14 protein-coding genes are annotated in these 17265 nt (G+C 50.5%); 3 read left to right on the top strand and 11 right to left on the bottom strand.

Going from position 1 to position 17265, the window contains the following annotated elements; translation table 11 throughout:
* Positions 1 to 549: 549 nt before the first annotated feature.
* From JOD69_RS09090 to JOD69_RS09100, 3 genes are all read left to right on the top strand, one after another.
* A complete protein-coding gene (locus JOD69_RS09090; RefSeq protein ID WP_077730093.1) occupies positions 550 to 1497 on the top strand; it encodes a glycosyltransferase family 2 protein in 948 nt (315 codons plus the stop codon).
* The gene (locus tag JOD69_RS09095; RefSeq protein ID WP_077730094.1) at positions 1497 to 2150 is read left to right on the top strand and encodes a class I SAM-dependent methyltransferase; all 654 of its coding nucleotides are present in this window, start codon (positions 1497 to 1499) and stop codon (positions 2148 to 2150) included. Before JOD69_RS09090 ends, JOD69_RS09095 begins: the two co-directional genes overlap by 1 nt.
* A 290-nt stretch (positions 2151 to 2440) precedes the next feature.
* Positions 2441 to 3418 (top strand): glycosyltransferase family A protein, encoded by a 978-nt coding sequence (locus JOD69_RS09100; RefSeq protein WP_086135603.1) that lies wholly within the window; start codon positions 2441 to 2443, stop codon positions 3416 to 3418.
* 2 nt (positions 3419 to 3420) lie between these two features.
* Here JOD69_RS09100 and JOD69_RS09105 read toward each other — a convergent pair whose 3' ends face one another.
* The 11 genes from JOD69_RS09105 to JOD69_RS09155 all read right to left on the bottom strand — a co-directional run bounded on the left by JOD69_RS09105 (position 3421) and on the right by JOD69_RS09155 (position 16907).
* On the bottom strand, positions 3421 to 5154 hold the full coding sequence (locus tag JOD69_RS09105) for an ATP-grasp domain-containing protein (protein WP_086135602.1): 1734 nt from the start codon (positions 5152 to 5154) through the stop codon (positions 3421 to 3423).
* Positions 5155 to 5161: 7 nt separating this feature from the next.
* Positions 5162 to 6016: a sulfotransferase domain-containing protein gene (locus JOD69_RS09110; protein WP_086135601.1), complete on the bottom strand. Its 855-nt coding sequence runs from the start codon at positions 6014 to 6016 to the stop codon at positions 5162 to 5164.
* Between the two features lie 5 nt (positions 6017 to 6021).
* A complete protein-coding gene (locus JOD69_RS09115; RefSeq protein ID WP_086135600.1) occupies positions 6022 to 6957 on the bottom strand; it encodes a glycosyltransferase family A protein in 936 nt (311 codons plus the stop codon).
* 440 nt (positions 6958 to 7397) lie between these two features.
* On the bottom strand, positions 7398 to 8843 hold the full coding sequence (locus tag JOD69_RS09120; protein WP_086135599.1) for a lipopolysaccharide biosynthesis protein: 1446 nt from the start codon (positions 8841 to 8843) through the stop codon (positions 7398 to 7400).
* Positions 8844 to 9013: 170 nt separating this feature from the next.
* Entirely contained in the window at positions 9014 to 10261 is a 1248-nt protein-coding gene (locus JOD69_RS09125; protein WP_086135598.1) for an acyltransferase, read from the bottom strand.
* On the bottom strand, positions 10245 to 11123 hold the full coding sequence (locus JOD69_RS09130; protein WP_086135597.1) for a hydrolase 1, exosortase A system-associated: 879 nt from the start codon (positions 11121 to 11123) through the stop codon (positions 10245 to 10247). The genes JOD69_RS09125 and JOD69_RS09130 overlap by 17 nt, the downstream gene beginning before the upstream one ends.
* Before the next feature lie 14 nt (positions 11124 to 11137).
* Positions 11138 to 11977: a hydrolase 2, exosortase A system-associated gene (locus JOD69_RS09135; RefSeq protein ID WP_077730103.1), complete on the bottom strand. Its 840-nt coding sequence runs from the start codon at positions 11975 to 11977 to the stop codon at positions 11138 to 11140.
* Positions 11974 to 12219: an acyl carrier protein gene (locus tag JOD69_RS09140; RefSeq protein WP_077730104.1), complete on the bottom strand. Its 246-nt coding sequence runs from the start codon at positions 12217 to 12219 to the stop codon at positions 11974 to 11976. The genes JOD69_RS09135 and JOD69_RS09140 overlap by 4 nt, the downstream gene beginning before the upstream one ends.
* Positions 12220 to 12649: 430 nt before the next feature.
* Positions 12650 to 13987 carry a putative O-glycosylation ligase, exosortase A system-associated gene (locus tag JOD69_RS09145; protein ID WP_077730106.1) on the bottom strand — a complete coding sequence of 446 codons (1338 nt, stop codon included), beginning with the start codon at positions 13985 to 13987 and terminating at the stop codon, positions 12650 to 12652.
* Positions 13988 to 14080: 93 nt separating this feature from the next.
* Positions 14081 to 15316 (bottom strand): pyridoxal-dependent decarboxylase, exosortase A system-associated, encoded by a 1236-nt coding sequence (locus tag JOD69_RS09150; RefSeq protein ID WP_086135596.1) that lies wholly within the window; start codon positions 15314 to 15316, stop codon positions 14081 to 14083.
* On the bottom strand, positions 15309 to 16907 hold the full coding sequence (locus JOD69_RS09155; RefSeq protein WP_086135595.1) for an acyl-CoA ligase (AMP-forming), exosortase A system-associated: 1599 nt from the start codon (positions 16905 to 16907) through the stop codon (positions 15309 to 15311). Before JOD69_RS09155 ends, JOD69_RS09150 begins: the two co-directional genes overlap by 8 nt.
* Positions 16908 to 17265: the final 358 nt, after the last annotated feature.

The following is a 17265-nucleotide window of genomic DNA, read 5'->3' on the forward strand; positions in this document are numbered from 1 at the left end:
AGCCTTGGACGGAAATAGAAAAGCGGGATAGGGCACCACCCGGGCAGGCAAGACGCGGCTCCCAAACGATAAGCATCGGACCCATAGAGGGTCGTGGTGCAAAGTCCCTTGGCGACTCCGGCGCTCCCAGAGACGCGATCTGCGATGGGAAGGGTCACGATTGATGCAGTTCCGCTCGTTCACCGCATCCTACGGTTATATAGCCTTTTTGAAGATTTCCATTATTGCACTTCCCTGTTTTTATTTATTTAAAGCGCACTGTGTTCCGAATAATCTGAGGACATTGAGCTTTGGTTTCGAAAAAAAAGTGCATTTGTTTCGTTCATCACCTTGCTTTCACCCTTGGTATATTCGCTACATGCAAATTTTTACCGTCTTGAACCTCGTACAGACAGAGTTGCATTTATTAGTTGCATTCAGTGCATTGCCAGATTGGATCATATCATTGATTCTCTTTAATTATCCAATCGTTCAGAATGCCCTATTTAAAAAAACATGGTCAGATATAGTTCGGATTCTTAATATACCTATCAATATCAGGAGAAAAATTTGAGCAATATTTATGTTGTAATAGTAACTTTCAACGGTCAACAATGGATACGCCGTGCATTATCGTCATTGCGAAACAGTACGGAACAGAGCCAAGTTATCGTGGTGGACAATGCCTCAACGGATTCGACCGTTCATGTCGTCCAAGAAGAATATCCAGAAGTTGAGGTATTGAGTCTTCCAGAAAATAAAGGCTTTGGAGTCGGGAACAACATCGGAATTTCTCGTGCGCTTTCTAAGAATGCCGAATACATATTTTTGCTAAACCAGGACGCTTACGTAGCGCCAGATGCGATACGCAAGTTGGCAAATTTTCTTTCAAATAATGTCGAGTTTGGCCTGGCAACGCCTTTACATTGCAGTCCGGATTTGAAGAGAGTAGATATTAAGACTCAACGAAATTATCTTAATCGCTTTGCCGTGGAATATCTTTCCGATGCATGTATCGGAATCAAAAAAGACTATTATAAGATTAAGGGTATTAATGCTGCGGCATGGATGGTCAGAGCTTCCGCGTTTATGAAGGTAGGCGGATTTGATCCGTTGTTTTTTATGTATGGGGAAGACGATGATTTAATTAACCGATTTTCATTTCATAACTGTAGTTTTGCACTGATTCCGGATGCACGGATCGTGCATCTAAGAGAGTCGCCGCCTTCAACCTCTTCTTCGTATTGGGAATCAGTTGAGAAGATGTCTGAGCGTGAGCGCTCGAGTATCCTTGTCGATTTAAAAGCTCCACTGGTGAGCTTTTCTTATATGTTGTCTTTACTTTTATCTAAAGGTATTGTCAGACCGTTAGCAGACTACATTGTTAATCATGATGGTAAATTATTAATTGCTTATTTATTGGCGACAGTTAGGCTTCTTCAAGAGCTTCCAACGATCAAAAAGCATGGTAAACAATGTGAAAGCAAAGGTCCTCATTTTTTGGGGGTAGAACAATAATGGATGGTTTCAATAAATCATATACGGGACTCAGGCTGGATTTGCTCAGGCATGTGAAGGGTAATAATCTTTCAATACTCGATATAGGCTGTGCTACCGGAGCGAATGCTGAATTTTTAAGGAATCAAAAAGTGGGAAGTTACTTCGAGGGTATTGAAATAGATTCGGAAATGGCAGCCTTGGCTAAGCAGAACATGGATAAAGTGATCGTCGGCGATATTGAAGAGGTTTCCGTTTTTGATCAGATATCGGAAAGGAGCTTTGATGTCATATTGATTGGAGATGTCTTGGAGCACTTAAGGAATCCTTGGCGTATTCTCGGCGAATTGGCAACGAAGCTTAAATCTCAAGGAATAGTTATCTTTTCGGTACCAAATATTAGGCATATAGATGTTTTTATACATGTCTTTTTAAAAGGTTATTGGCCTTACAATGAAAGAGGTATATTTGATAAGACCCATATTCGTATGTTTACAAAGCATAATATTTTGGAGTTGATTGATTTCGCTAATCTTTCTTTAATTGATATCGATAGGAACTATCGTTATCGTGACGCGATAGGTAGTAAATTTCCGTTTTATGGTGGCGTGTTAAAAGCATTGTTTCCCGATCTTTATACTTTTCAATTTGTCGTTGTATGTGAAAAGCGATAGAAAGTATGGGCGAATTTGGACAGCGAAAGTGCCCAAGGAAGGTGGACAGTCTACGCGGTACCCGGAGGTCTGGTGGGTGAACACGACGCTATACGACCAGATGACGGCCCTGAAATTCTACCGCCAATCGCCAATAATCGGTGGCTCGTTTGTGACTGCTTTGAGTCGGTCATCGCAATGAAAGGCAAAGATCCATATTTTTGGCGATACGTGCTTTCGGTTCCGGGATCGGCATTCCAAAGTCTTACAAGACGCTCCTGATAACATAAAAATCAAAAGCATACTCAGTCATGAATACTAGCAAGCCTTTTTTTTCAATCATCGTTCCGACCCGGAATAGAGGTCAGGAGCTAAAAAACTGCCTGGACGGAATCTGGCAACAAACATACGCCGATTACGAAGTGCTGGTTTTGGATGACGGATCATCCCAATCCATTCGAGACGGCCATCAAGCGTTGCTTGGTCAATACGATCAACGCTATCGCTGGCACGCGATCAATGCCGCGGGGACCGGAGGCTCGGGGCCATCGACCGTTAGAAACATCGGTTTAAGCCATGCGCAGGGGCAGTATGTTGCCTTTTGCGACGACGACGATTGCTGGCACGGAACCGACCATTTGGCCGTTGCCGCGGAGGTGTTAAAAGAACAAGGCGAGCGAGTTTATATCGCTGGCTTACAAATTAAAAATGAACAGAATCAGGTCATCATGGAACGGCATATGACCCAGGTGCAGCGCCATTTAGAGAATGCTGAAAAACTTGGAAACCACGAGGTTTATCGCTTATCCCTAGAACAAATCCTGTCCTATCCGGATTACGCCCATCTGGACAGCATTATCCTTGCAAAGGACCTGTTAGATGAGTTGGAAGGATTTTGGGAACATACTCGCTTTGCCGAGGATGTCGATTTGTTCGTCAGGGCTTGCGAGCGTTCCGGTTCGGTACTCTATCGGCCGGAAATCTGCGTAACCCACTTTGCTCCTGAAAAGCGTCAGGGCGAATCGGTCTCCAATAAGATGAGTCTACGCGACCGACGCTTGCTGGAGATGAGCGTCTACCAACGCTTGCTATTGATCTGCAAGGCGAAACCCGTGCTTGATTATGTCCGAGTTAGCCTGGCGAATACCCAAAAAATGCTAACCGAGGAGTTATTGGCCGAAAATCGCAAAATCTCGGCAGGCTGTTTCGCGCGGTCGGCTTTCGCGGTCTTTCCGACCCTGAAATGGGGGCTTTACAGCCTTGGGCTGTCCTTCAAATCGATACGGTAACCTTATTTTGACCGATGAATTCTGCTCAATTCGTTGATCGCGTGTTGTATTCGATTGAAGCAGTTTTCATACTCGGACATCGCCTGATTGTAAGGATCGGTGATATCGATATCGGAAAATTGCTGTTTAGTTAGGCTACCCAGTAAAAAAGTCCTGTCTTTCGCTTCCGGATATTCGGATACCAAGCGCCGATATTGTTGCCCTTCCATAACGAAAATAATATCGGCGCTGTCCACCGTTAGCTTGTCGAGGCGCTTGGAACGACAGCCCGTCATATCGAACCCATGGGATCGGGCCACTTTAATCATATTCGGGTCGGCGGGACGGTTATCTTCCGGATGAAAACCCGCTGAATCGAAGCGGATCTTCGACGGATTGACGCCATTTTCCGCGAGCACTTGCGCCAAAGCGCTTCGGTTGATATTTCCATAGCACACGAATAAAACGGTTTTAGCCTGCCCCAATTTTCGTGTTAATGCGGTGCGCATACCGGTGGAGCCGTGTCTCTTGAGAAGATATTTATCACCGACTATGCCCCGGATCCGCTGAAGGTAGCCATTAAGAAGCTCGACGAAATCCATTAGGCCCGGTAGCGGATCGCGCCATTGCTGCACATCGAAAAAATGGCGGGTAGGATGCAATATAAATAAGGCATCTAAAAGCAGTTGCCGAGCGCTCGGATAAGCCACCAGCTTCGGATCGCCGCTGCGGCGCAGCACTTGCTCGTACCAATACACGTCCGCCGATAATTTGCGGCAGTAAACATGCTCGCGGTAATTCGAATCCGTGGGCAACTGATTCAGAACCAGCAGATCAAACAGTTTTACCGGGAAGTCGGCGCCGGCCGCACATGCCAAAGGCAAAGATCCCCAAAAACGCCCATTGATTTCCATCAACCAGTATTCGCCGGTCGCGGGGTTCCATTTGAATTCGACCATCGCCACGCCGTGCCAGTCCAGCGCCTTGATCAATCTCCGCGAGGCGGCAAGCAGGACCGGGTTGACGGCGACGCTCTTGCGATAGCAGCTGCCGCCGCCGGTTAAAGGCAACTCATGCAAACGTTCGTGTTGAAACGCATAAACGATTTCGCCGTGGTTCGCCAACAGCTCGATACCGGCGCCGACGCCTCGCGCATATCGCTGGAGCAAGAACGGACCATGGTCCAACATCGACTGCGCTAATTTGAAAAGTTCTCCGTCGTCGTGCGCATAAGCGACGTTCAAGGGCCGACGGTCATCTCCGCCGGATATCGAGTGGGCCGGCTTCAGTACGACCGGATATTCCAGTTCGCCGACGAACTCCGATAACTCCTCGGCCCGCGCAATCGGGTAGCTGAAGGGTGTCGGCACGTCACACTGTCGTGCAAGCGCCATGGTTTCGGCTTTGTCCAGCACCTTGTTCAGACTGTTCCTCGGAGCGATCGCCAATAGATCGGCAAACGGCGCCATTTTTGGCGAGCGCGCCAAAGGAACAAGCGTTCGTTCGGTGACCGGGATGACCAGGGAATACGAGACCTTGCTCAGGTGCTCGGCAAGATAATCGACGAAAGCAGCGCCCTGAGTCAGCGGATCGGGATATTGCCAATGCTTATTGGCGTATCGGGAATATCGGGCTATGGGCGCGGAGTGAGGGCTTGCAATATCACAAACGATCCCTCGCCGCCCCAGTGAACGAACGATAGGCAAACAAGAAACGAAATCGGCATCCAGAACGAGCACGCGATAAGGATCTTTCATAAAGGCGTTAAGCGATCAAACCCCGGGCCAGTAAGAATTCACGAAAGCGCTGATGCCGTTCCGCGGCTTCGCTGGCCGGCAAGGGCTCGGCAATTTTTTGATCGGGGCGGGTGTTCGATTTCGTGCTGATCCTCGCCGCGACCCGATCGGAATCGAAGTCGACACCGATGTCTCTTAGGAGCGTGCAGGTTTTTTCGTGGTCGTTAAAATCTTCCGTCCGAAAATGCAAGAACGTCACCTGGGGCAGCTTTTGTTTCCACGAGGCGATGCGCGCCTCTATTTCGTACCAGTACCAAAGGCCCTTATAAAACGGATGCCTGAACTCCTCGTCGGCATCGAGAATATCCGCGATGGCCAGTAAATTGTCCGCTGTCCTGTAATCGAGCCACCATTTATTGCCTTCGACCGTTCCCGGAAAATCCTGCAAAGCGTAAATGGAATTCGCCACTTTCACCGGATCGCGCACCAGGTGAATAATCAAAGCCCTCTCGCCGAAGTCCTGTATCGCATATTCGATATAGGTCTTAACGAACATGTGGTTGGATTCGAAATAAAATTCGTATCCCGAGGCGGCGCGCCAAAGATTGATCGACTTGATTCGCCAGTAAATATTTCTGACGTAATCCTCATTACCTAGGGATTTTGCGGTAAGTACGTCGTCGAACATCGCGGGATACGGTTCGTGTTCCGCTTTGCAGCCGGGGATGGCGTTGAAAATGTCGCCCAAGGTCATCGTTCCGCTGCGGCCAGTGGTGGCGACAAAAACCATTTTTTTTAAATTTCGGCAGCGGAATCGATAATAACGACGAACCTGATCGGAAACGGCCGGGTGATATTTGATGTTCTGAAGTAATGTGATCATAAAACTCAAAAAGCGCGGCGCAGGAGGGATCGGATAAACCGCAGTTTGTTCTTTGTGGTTAATCGGGCGAAGCCGAGTCTGCCGACGATTTCTCTTAAAGCCTTTTCGTCCTCTGCGTAATACGCCGCCAGAAAAGCGTTTTGCAGCATGACTCGTATGGCGTCATCGACTGCATCGTGATGCTGATCGGGCGCAACTTTCAACTTAATGTGATCTTCTCTGATCCGGCAAGCGCCGAGATAGCTTTTTAGAATCGCGGCCGATCTATTGCCTGTATGCCGGCGCTGTTTTGCAGTTGCGGTGAGATCGCAAAGTACATAGCCGTGTAACGCCGCTTTCAGCGCCACATCGGCATCTTGGGCTACCATATGGGAATAACGGGGATCGATTCCACCGATCTTGTCGTATAAATCGCGGGTCATCACAGTAGTGACGGGTGAACCGGGGTTAAACACCAAAAAAGAGCGATAGGCGTCGTTTCCCATGACAATGCAATTATCGGCGTCTGGAGTGCCAAAACGTTGCCACCAATTTTCGGGTGCGTCGGAAAAATAAGTGCGATCGGGCAGAGCGGATGGCCCGAACGGAATTAAATCGGAAAAACTGAAATCGACCTCCGGATGCTTGTCAAGTAAAGAAACTCGGCGTTGCAGGTGCTCCGGAAGCCAAATATCGTCACTGTCGCAAAATGCCAGCCAGGGGCAAGTAGTCGCTTCGGCAGCTGTTTTTCGGGCGATGCCGGGCCCGGAATTTTCTATGCGGATCGATTTGATACGCTTGCCGTAACTCGCTAACACCTCGGGCGTATGATCCGTCGATCCGTCGTCCACCACGACGACCTCGGCAGGTGGATAGGTCTGATTCAAGACCGAATCTAGGGTTTCCTTGAGATAATCGGCGCGGTTGTAAACGGGGATGGCGACGGAAATTTCGGGTCTCATCGGCGTCTATATTTCAATGGTTTATCCAGTTTAGAGAATAACTTTTCGACAACATCTTAGAGGTATAAGATTGGCTCCGGCTGCTTACAATGTTGTCGTCGCAATCGTTATATTCGTCTCGCTTCTTCTAGCAACGATAGCCGATATTTGTCTGTTTAATGAAGTATTATCTGCTTCGACTATAAAGATAATATGAATGATTATTATAAAATTTATAAAATTAGGTGAAGCAGCCCACCTCTCAATGGGGGAAGATGTTCTTCAAATTTGAGTTTTTGCTGAAGTGCATCATAAGCCTTAATTTGTCCAAATATATTGTTAAGCTACAGAGTTTTATTTTCTATTTGGTCCTTTACCGCATATGTCATCAAACGGGTTTGTCGTACCTTATAAAAGGTATAAAGCATCAAAATAACTGGGCTGTTAACAGCAAATGAAAATCATGTGGTTGCCTTTCTTAAAAAGAGCAAACTGACTATTTCTTTTCTGACCGGATGTTTTGTCAAAAACATGGATGTTAACCAGGATAGAGTGAATGTTGTTCCCGCCAATGCTAGCAGGAGAAACGAGTTGTCTATGTCAGTGGCGAGGCTTTGCTTCATGTAAAGCGGGGCAGTTAGAGAAATAATCGTAATGAGGCATCCAGGTATTGTGGATTGAAAGAGGAATCGCCAAAACTTTAGCTCTATGAGAGGAGAGAGTATAAAGAGGTAAATAATAAAGCTGATAACGTAGATTGCAACCTGCGCCAGGGCGAGGGCACTCAAAGAAATAGATGCAGCTGGAATTATGGCGAGAACTCTTAAGCTTTGAATTAAAATTTCGGCTTTCAAAACCAATCCCGGTTTATTGAGCGCATATAATGTATTAGGGGCAAAGGACCACATGGAAAAAATTACGCCTCCTAACGCCAGAATTCTTATGATTTCCGCAGATGCCAACCACTGGTCGCCGAACATTAATAATATGATTTCGTCGGCATAAAGGGCGAGGAATCCGTAAAAGGGAAAAGCTATAGACGTAACATAGACAGTGGCATTGAGAAAAGCCGGGCCAAGGGGTTTGTTCTCGCGATTTTGCTGAGCAATCACCGGGTAATAGACATTCCGTATAGAACCCATGAACTGCTGTGAGAACATACTGACTATGGTCTGCGCTTTGCTGTAGATCGCGACGTTGGAAAAGCCGAGAGATTTTCCTATCACTAACTCAGCAACGTTGTAGCCAACTTGCCCGAGAACGTTGGTTAGGCTCGATTTTCCACTGAACGAAAATACATGCTTACTTCCCTTTAAGCTCGGTAAGACAAACGAGTCTTTGGGTCTAAGGGCTGTCGCCGTCAGCGCGGTGGTCAAGATATTGACCAAGGAGCCCCAGACCAGGCTCATGAAGCCATGGCCCTGATAGGCCAAATAGATGCTCGTTCCGGCGGAAGCGATGGTGCTGATGAGGCCTATATACATCAGCAGATGAAACTTCATCTCGCGTTTGAACAGGGCCAGTACCGGCGAGCTGAAGGGGATGATGACGAAATTGAGGCTCATCCAGGCCATGATTTGCACCAATGCCGGTTCACGGTAGAAATCGGCGATGACATGCCTAGAAAGGTACAGGCCAAGGGCGATGCTCCATGCGGCCAGCATGGTGATGCCGAACGCGGCTTTAAGACGGTCTTTGGTAAGGTTTTTTTCCTGGATGATGTAGCTGCCCACGCCGAAATCCCGGAGCATGTGGGCGATCGCGAGAACGGCCGCGCCGACGGAGAAAACACCGATCTCATTCGGCGTGAGCAGGCGGGCGAGGATCATGCTGGAGCCGAGCTGAATGGCGACTTGCAGATAAGTGTCGGCCAGGGAATAGACAAGCGATTTTTTTACGGTGGTCACAGGTCAACTTTCGTGTAGCAAACAACCCGAGGGTAATTAAGTCTCATCGTCTCGCAGCCTTGGTGTTCGGCATCTAACCCGCGGTCTCGAATCGCCCTTGTCATCTTGATGCGTTCCTGCCGGAAGAAGAAGGCCATTTCGATACTCGCCAGTAGAAAGCTCGAACCGCGCTAATCGGTTCCTTCCCGGAATTTATCGTTCGACAACTTGCCGCTTGTCATGAAATCCGGTTCTCCATCGGCTCGAAATTGCTGTAGATCGGCCTGCATCGCGCACTTGGCCGGGCGCGCCGCGAGTTCCTGACGCAAATCTTGAGCGCTCGGCGAGATGCTCTCCCGCCGGGGCAGCGGATACCCCAATGTACGTGAGTCGGAATGTCTTTTTTTGATTTTCGCTCTTAGCAATTGAATCGGTTTGTCGATCAACGCGATCAAGCCCAATGAAATGACAAACAGCAGGATGATCGAAGCCGATACGCTGATCAGTCCATTTAAGGAGAACTCATGCAGCGGTTTCGAAAAGAGAAAATAGGAGGCGACCAGGCCGACTTGCCAATGCAACAAATAAAATGGGTATGAAAGATCACCGAGTAGCTTGTCGACAAACTTGTTCACGACTCCCAAAGTTCTGCCGTTGATGATGTTCAGATAGAGAAGAAAACAGACCAACAAATTGATATAAAAAGCGATGTCGCGGATGGAGGCGCTATCGCCGTTCAGCTTAGTGAGAGCAACTGAAAACGCGGCATTGATCAGGAGTATCGATAAATAAAAGTCGGACGACGGAGAATAGGTTTTGAAAAAGTTCGTTATGGCGCCGTGTTTCGATAGAAAATAAAGAGCGGCTCCGATCGAGAATGGCAAGGACGCTGCGGGAATCGGGAAATAACGGTCGGCATCCGGCCAATTCATCTGATATGAAACGGCAAAATAAGCGACGGATACCAGAAACCAGACGAGTGTTCTTGCCGCGGTTTTGGCGATCCCCATGCAAATGGTCGCGTAAAAAAACAACTCGACCGTTATCGCCCAGGTCGGAGGAACCAGGCGAGGATTGACGTCCACAGGGTACCAACCCGGAAATATCATCAAAAGATTAAATATATAGTCCGTAAGTTCGGTAGGGCGGTAAATGGAATGATGATAAGTTTTTGTCAGCTCCTCTCCGAGCCAAGCGATCAGGAAGATGGAAAAAAGACAGGAAAACCAATATTGAGGATAAAGCCGCAAAAATCGATTCAAGGCGAAAGAGAGTCGGCCACGCAACGAAAAGCCATAGCTCTCGTGCATGACCAGATTCATCAGATAGCCGCTCATCATGTAGAACCCGAATACCGCGAAGGGTCCTATCAGAACAGGCAGAAACAGATGATGGAAAACCACCATCAATGCCAGAACGAATCTAACTGATCCGAACATCGCCGTTCAGCCATCGGAGCGCATTATCGATAAGTTTTTCTCGGTCGATGGCGCGTGAGAACGTATGATCGGCGTCGGGCTCGTCGATTCGGGTTAGATCGAGATTATTCAATATGGCCTGCCAACGCTCGGAAAGGTTTACGAGTTCGTCGAATTCCTTGCCTATCAGGCTGTACCCGCTCATAAACAGCAAAACCTTGCCCTTAAAACGCGCCAATCCTTCACGCATTTTTTCCTGATAGGTTTCCAGATCGTCGAAATCCCGGTCTTTGATCCGGTTCGAATTCTGCTCGGCTTGCATCGACGTTCGCCATAGATCCAGGAGCGAACTCAAAGCGGTCAGCGGATTGAATCGGAATGTAGCCAATTTGAGCCAAAAGCTCTTTTGCATGATCCGCATGAGATAGTAGTGTTTGATGTAGGTTCGGGCCTGTGTGGCTTCGTTGCGCACCCAGGGATTCTGCATGATGAGCCGCTTAACGCGGCTGTCCTGCCAGGCGTACATCATTACCGCCGAGGCGGCATTACACTCAGCCCATAAGACTATGTCATCTATGTTCGGGACTTGCTGCTGCAGCTGATCGATCGCGCTGCGTATATCATCGTCTATATGCTCAAAGCCTTTAAATTCGCCGCCGCTGTCACCAAAGCCGCGATAATCGAATCGCAATACGGGATAGCCGTCCTCCGCTAATCGCCGACTCCAAAGAATAAGTTGCCGGGCACAGCCGACCCGGTATTGGGGGCCGCCGGCTACCACTACGACGACCGCCGTATTTTTGCTGTTTGACGGTTTGTGCAAAATGCCGATTTGCGGCGAGCCGTGACAATTAATGATTAAAGGGATTTCTTCGGGACTCATAGGCCTACAATCGGTCAGTTGCGAAACAATTCGGTGGTTTTGTCGATTAACTCTGGAGTTAGCTCACGTTCGTGCAACTGCCAGAAGAAAGGGCCGGAATAGGTATGGGGCCGAACGCGTATGCCCTTTTCGAGCCAAGCAGCGATGGCTTTTTCGCTGGCGGGCGACAGTGTTTGCCCGTCTTCGACAACCGCCTCGAACCAATCGATTTGTAGAGCGGGGTTTAGCATGTCGTAATTCGACAGCTTTTTCTCATCTATGGCGCTGACCAATTGCGGCGTTAGTTCATAACCAGCAACTTCCAGATTGTGACCTTGCCGTAAATGCTCTCGCATTTGTTTAGTGGTCTCTTTCGGCTCGCCTCTATCCATTAGCATGGCCAAACGGATACGAAAAAATTGCGTTAATAGGACCGAGCCATCCAACACCGGTTGCCAGAGGAGCAATCGGATGAATCTGTCCGGCTGTTGGCACGCCAATTCCGTGGCGAGCAATGCACCCAGGCGAAGTCCCCACAAGCCGATATTGCTATATCCCTGATCCGCCAGCCAGGAGTAGGCGGTATCGGCGTCATCTTTCCACTGCTGCCAATCGGTCTGCGAAAAATCGCCTTGGCTATCGCCGGTGCCGTAATAGTCGATCAGCAGGCTGCCGACGCCTAGAGCAGCGAGCTTTCTGGCTTGCAGCGCTACCATGACGCGGCAGCGATTCAACTCTTCGGCGAATGAGGGTAAAAAAAGCAATACCGGCGCTTGTTTGTTTCGGGGCGGCGCAAACAGGCAAAAAATGTTTCCTCGAGTGCCGGATAAGTAAAAGGGTTGCAAGCTAATATCTAGAGCTTGATGAGCATTCATAGCTTGCTCTCGACAAACGACATCAATGAACCTAACGTAGCAAAGACATCGGCACTGATTTCGTCGTCATCGATTGTGCAGCCCACGCTTTCTTCTATAGCGGTAATAATATTAACGACACCCATCGAATCCAGTTCCGGTAAATCGCCTAACAATGCAGTTTCGGGCGTAAAACGATTAACGGAATCACCCAATTGCAAATGTTGTTTCAGTATGTCTTTTACCAGTTTTTCAACGTTCACGTATTTGTACTCACCAGGTTAATTGTTTTGAAATTATTCCATTCGGCATTCAAGCGAACATGAATCGTAGGGTAGGTTAGCCCCTCGGCTCCGCTCGCGACAGGCTCCGCGTAACCCGCCGATTGAAGGTTGCTCGGTGGGTTACGGCGCACGCGAAGCACAGTGATCGGCGGTCGATCAGTGCTGATGTACGCCTAACCCACCATCGATGGGTTTCGCTTCGCTCCACCCATCCTACAAAATGAATGCCGGATTGAAAGCGATTTGGAATAAGCTTTTTCTCATCGCACTGCGGGATGTCCGGAAATATCCTCGACGGTCCAGTCGGCTGGCACAAAAATATCTGCTGTCGTTCGTTTTCACCAGACTGCCTATGTTGCCGCCGGTGAATGACGGTTCGAGGCGTCCGTAACATCCAAAGGTTTCGTACTTAGCCCGGCCTGATCGGTTTACGCACGAATGAGCCGCTTCTGCCGGGTGTCGAGACGGTCGATTCGGATATAGTCGCTTGGGAATTTTCGGTCATGTCGGTATTCGTGGCGTATCTCCGCACCACATAGCCGGACATCACGACGATAGAGATCAAGGCATAATACAGATCGAAGTATGCCATTCCCAGAAATGCTCCCGAGACTGCGTATCCAACCAAACTCACCTGAATCATGCGCATTAAATCGGCAAGCGGCTTTAACTCGGGGTAATGGTTGGCTTCCTTGGCAATACGGGCCGCGCTCCGCCAGGTAAAGAGAGCGAGGGTGAGATAAATAGCTAAACCGATAAAACCGTGTTCCCCGAGTATTTCGAAATAAATACTGTGGGCATCATGGTAATCGTCCGGATTGGGAGCATAAATCTTGAACAGATAAGGATCGAATGTTTCGAAGCCCCCGCCCAATAACCGGCTCATGGCCAAATTTATCGCAAATCCCCAGGCATTGATGCGCCCCATGGCGGATCCATCCTGGTCGTAGCTTTTGATGGTCCCCATGCGCTCATGCCAGGAATCGGGCATGAACATATAGAGGGTCAAGCCGCCGAAGATCGCCAGTATGGAGTAAGCGAAACGGTTTTTCCCTTTCATGACGAGAAAGGTTCCCATGGCGACGAGACCCAGCAACGCGCCGCGGGACTGAGTTCCGAGTACTGCCACAACGCACAATATCATGGCCGCCAAGCAGCCATTCTTGAGCCAGATCGGTTTGCTGTGCATTTGCAAATATCGGATCAACGGGATGGTCATGATCAAGGCCAGACCGATCTCGTTGTTGCCGCCGATAACGGTTCCGTCAGGCCCCCAGACATGATAGCTTCCTGCGGTCAAAATCGTGAATATGCCTCCTTTCACGCCATAAAAACCCAGCGATGCCGCAATCGTTGCAACCAGCAGATAGATCCGGCGCTGGTCCTTTATGACCATCATCGTCAGGAAGGTAATAAGCTGAATTTTCCATATTTTGTTCCACTGTTCCCAGGCTCCTTCCGGATTCAAGGCGAAAATCGTGGTGATCAGCATCCAGAGGATGAAGATGGCGAGCATTGTCGTTTCCCGAGTCCACGGTATTTTTTTATCCTCTTTGCTGATCAATAGTGACAACAGCAACGATAGAGCAATTATCAAAGAAAATGGCATGCTTCTCGCGAAGCCCCAACAGGCGCGATGGGCATTCATGTAAGCGAGCCACGACCACATCAGAATGCCGATGGCCGGTGATCGGAAGATGAAAGGAACACTTCCGAAAACGATCAGAGTGACTATCAAATCACGCATGGAATACTCATATCGACAGGTTTGCGGGGCCGGGGCTATACCATCGTCCGATCAGTTTTTCGGTGAAAGCCACGAGCTTATTCCGGAGCCTGTTTAGGCCAACACTTCAGCGGCATCAGGATGATTCAGAAACAAATTCGGACTCGCCGTATATCCGTAGGCGCCGGATTGATAAACGGCCACCAAATCGCCGATATCGGCCCGTGCCAGATCCATTCGATCAGCGAGAATGTCGAGGGGGGTGCAGAGCGGGCCGACCACGCTGGCCTCTTCGCGCCCCTTGCCTTGGACTTTGTTTCCGATCACCACCGGATAATTCTTCCGAATGACTTGACCGAAGTTTCCGGACGCGGCGAGGTGATGGTGCAGCCCGCCATCGGTCACCAGGAAAACTTGGCCGCGGGACATTTTTCGATCAACCACTCGGCAAACGTACAAACCGGCTTCGCCGACGATATAACGGCCCAGTTCGATGACGACCGTAGCATTCGGAAGATGCGGCCGAATTTCCTCGAGACGTTCCGTCAGTTGCTCGCCGATCGGACGGATATCGAGAGGTTGCTCGCCCGGGAAATACGGAATGCCGAAGCCGCCGCCGATGTTCAAAAGGCGAATCGGCGAAGGGCAGTGATCCGCCAAACGCAGGGCAAGCTCGATACTTTTCTGCTGGGCTTCGATAATGGCTTCCGCCCGCAAATTCTGGGAGCCGCTGAAAATATGGAAGCCCTGGAAATCCAGTTGGTATTTGCCTACACGCCGCAACAGTTCGGGCACCAGTTCCTCGTCCACGCCGAACTGCTTGGGGCCTCCGCCCATTTTCATGCCCGAGGACTTGAGCTCGAACGCCGGGTTGATGCGAATCGCGACTCTTGCCGGATGACCCAGGCGCTCCGACTGTCGGGCGATGACATCCAGTTCGTGAGCGGATTCCACGTTGATCAAGATTCCGGCCGCGATCGCACAAGACAGCTCTTCGGCGCGCTTGCCGGGACCGGCCATGCTGATGTGCTCGGGAGGCATGGGGGTGTCGAGCGCGACTTTCATTTCGCCTGCGGAAGCCACGTCGAGGCCATCCACTAATCCCGCCAGGTGCTGGACGACCGCCGGCATAGGGTTGGCCTTGATCGCATAGTGCAGGTGGATTTCCTTGGGGAGGTGCCTACGGAGGTGTTCGACGCGCTCCGTGATGAGCCGTCGGTCGTAGACGTAAAACGGCGTTCGTCCGACGCGCTCGGCCAGCCGGGTCAATTTCATGCCGCCGACGATCAGACAATCATCTTCGATCGGAAACTGAGTCAGAGCGGCGTGACGGGGAGATTCCTTATTCATGGGCACCCTCTTCGTAGAGGCGGGCGAATTGCGCCGCGAGTTGTTTTCGATCGATTTTGCCGTTCGGATTCCGCGGCAAGCTGTGCAGAAGCTGAATCGACGCCGGTACCATGAAGTTCGGCAACCGCTGGCGACAAACCTCGATCAAGTTATCGGTCGGCGTTTCGGCCTGGCTGGTGGAGATGACCGCAACGATCGCTTGGCCCAAGATCGGGTGGGGCACGCCGACGACGGCGGCTTCCGAGACCAGCCCGGTCGAATAAATGACCTCCTCGACTTCGGTCGGGCTGACCCGGTAGCCCGAGGTCTTGATCATATCGTCCTTGCGCCCGACGAAATAAAGATAGCCTTCCTCGTCCATGGTCACGGTATCGCCGGACCACACGGCAATTTCCGGTATCGGTAATTCATGAGGGCGGCCTGGCGCGGGTCGGAAACGTTCGGCGGTTTTTTCGGGGTCGTTCCAATAGCCCAAAGCGACGAGAGATCCCCTGTGAACCAACTCTCCGGGCTCGTGGGGCGCGCAGGGCGTGCCGTCCTCGCGTACGACGACGATTTCGGCGTTCGGAATGGCCTTTCCCATCGAGTCCGGCCGGAGATCGATTTGGTCGGGCGGAAGGTAAGTGGACCGGAACGCTTCGGTCAGACCGTACATCAGAAAGAATCTGGCGCTAGGCGCGTTATCCCGGATGCGCTCCAACGTCGCCTTCGGCATTTTTCCGCCGGAGTTGGTCATGTAGCGCAGATGTTCGTCGATGCTTGCCGGCCATTGGAGTTGAGCCAACTGCGCCCACAGCGGCGGAACGGCCGCGAGTCCGGTAATGCGATAACGCGTCAGGGCATTGACGACATCCTTGGGCAAGAGGTAATCCATCAACACACAGCAGGCGCCTTTGAGCAATGCCGTCGTCAGTTGGTTCAGCCCGTAATCGAAGCTGAAGGGCAGAACGGCGAGGATGCGGTCCTCGGGGACGATCTCCAAATACTGAGCGACGCTCTTGGCGCCGGTAACGATATTCCGATGGGAAAGCACGACCCCTTTGGGTTTGCCGGTACTGCCGGAGGTATACAAGATGGCGGCCATATCCGTATCGATGATGACCGGGTTGGCCGGCTTTGCGGCGGATGGTGCCAGTCGTGACAAATCCGCCCAGCTTAAGACCCGAACCCCGGCGATCGCGGGCAGTTCTTCGGTCGAATCGGTGACGATGACCGTGTGCAGATCGGTGCACGCTGCGAGTACGCCCATCAAGCCGTTGAGGCGGCTTTGAGACGTGATCAGAACCCTGACATTGCAGTCCTGAAGAATGTAGGCGACCTGCTCGGCCTTAAGCACGGGATTAACGGGTACGAATACTCCGGCGGCCTGCGAGACGGCCAAATAGCTGACAACCGTTTCGACTTGCTTGGGCAGATAGACCGCGACGCGCTGCTGGCGCAAAAGGCCGACTGCCGATAATGCGTGAGCCTGCTTCGATACCGAGACGGATAGCTCACTGAACGTGAGGCTCGCCTCCTTGTGGCGGATTGCAGGGTTGGAAGGTGTTATCTCTGCGGTTCTTGCCAATAAATCATGAACTAATACAGGCATGGCTTATTTTTCGTGATTAGTTGATTTTGCAGGCATAATGCCGTCGGTAGGGCGTGGAAAATATCCGGAGCCGGTTGTAGAAATGGCTCCGCATAATTATTGATCATCATTTCGGTATCGGTAAGTTTGCTACGAATCGTGAACGCGCGTAATCCCGTTGCTCTGGTGCAGAAAACAAGTCAGGTGGACGTCGATCAGGCAAAAATCGCGTAGTTTTCGCGTTAAGCACGTCACCCCGGCAGGGAATGCCGGGGTCCAGAAGCCATGGATGGCAGACACCTATCACTTCCTTGTGTACTGGATTCCGGCAATCCCTGCCGGAATGACGGCTTAACTTAACGGCATTGCCCGAAGTATT

Origin of the sequence: Methylocaldum sp. RMAD-M, assembly GCF_017832375.1 — a bacterium.
GTDB lineage: Bacteria > Pseudomonadota > Gammaproteobacteria > Methylococcales > Methylococcaceae > Methylocaldum.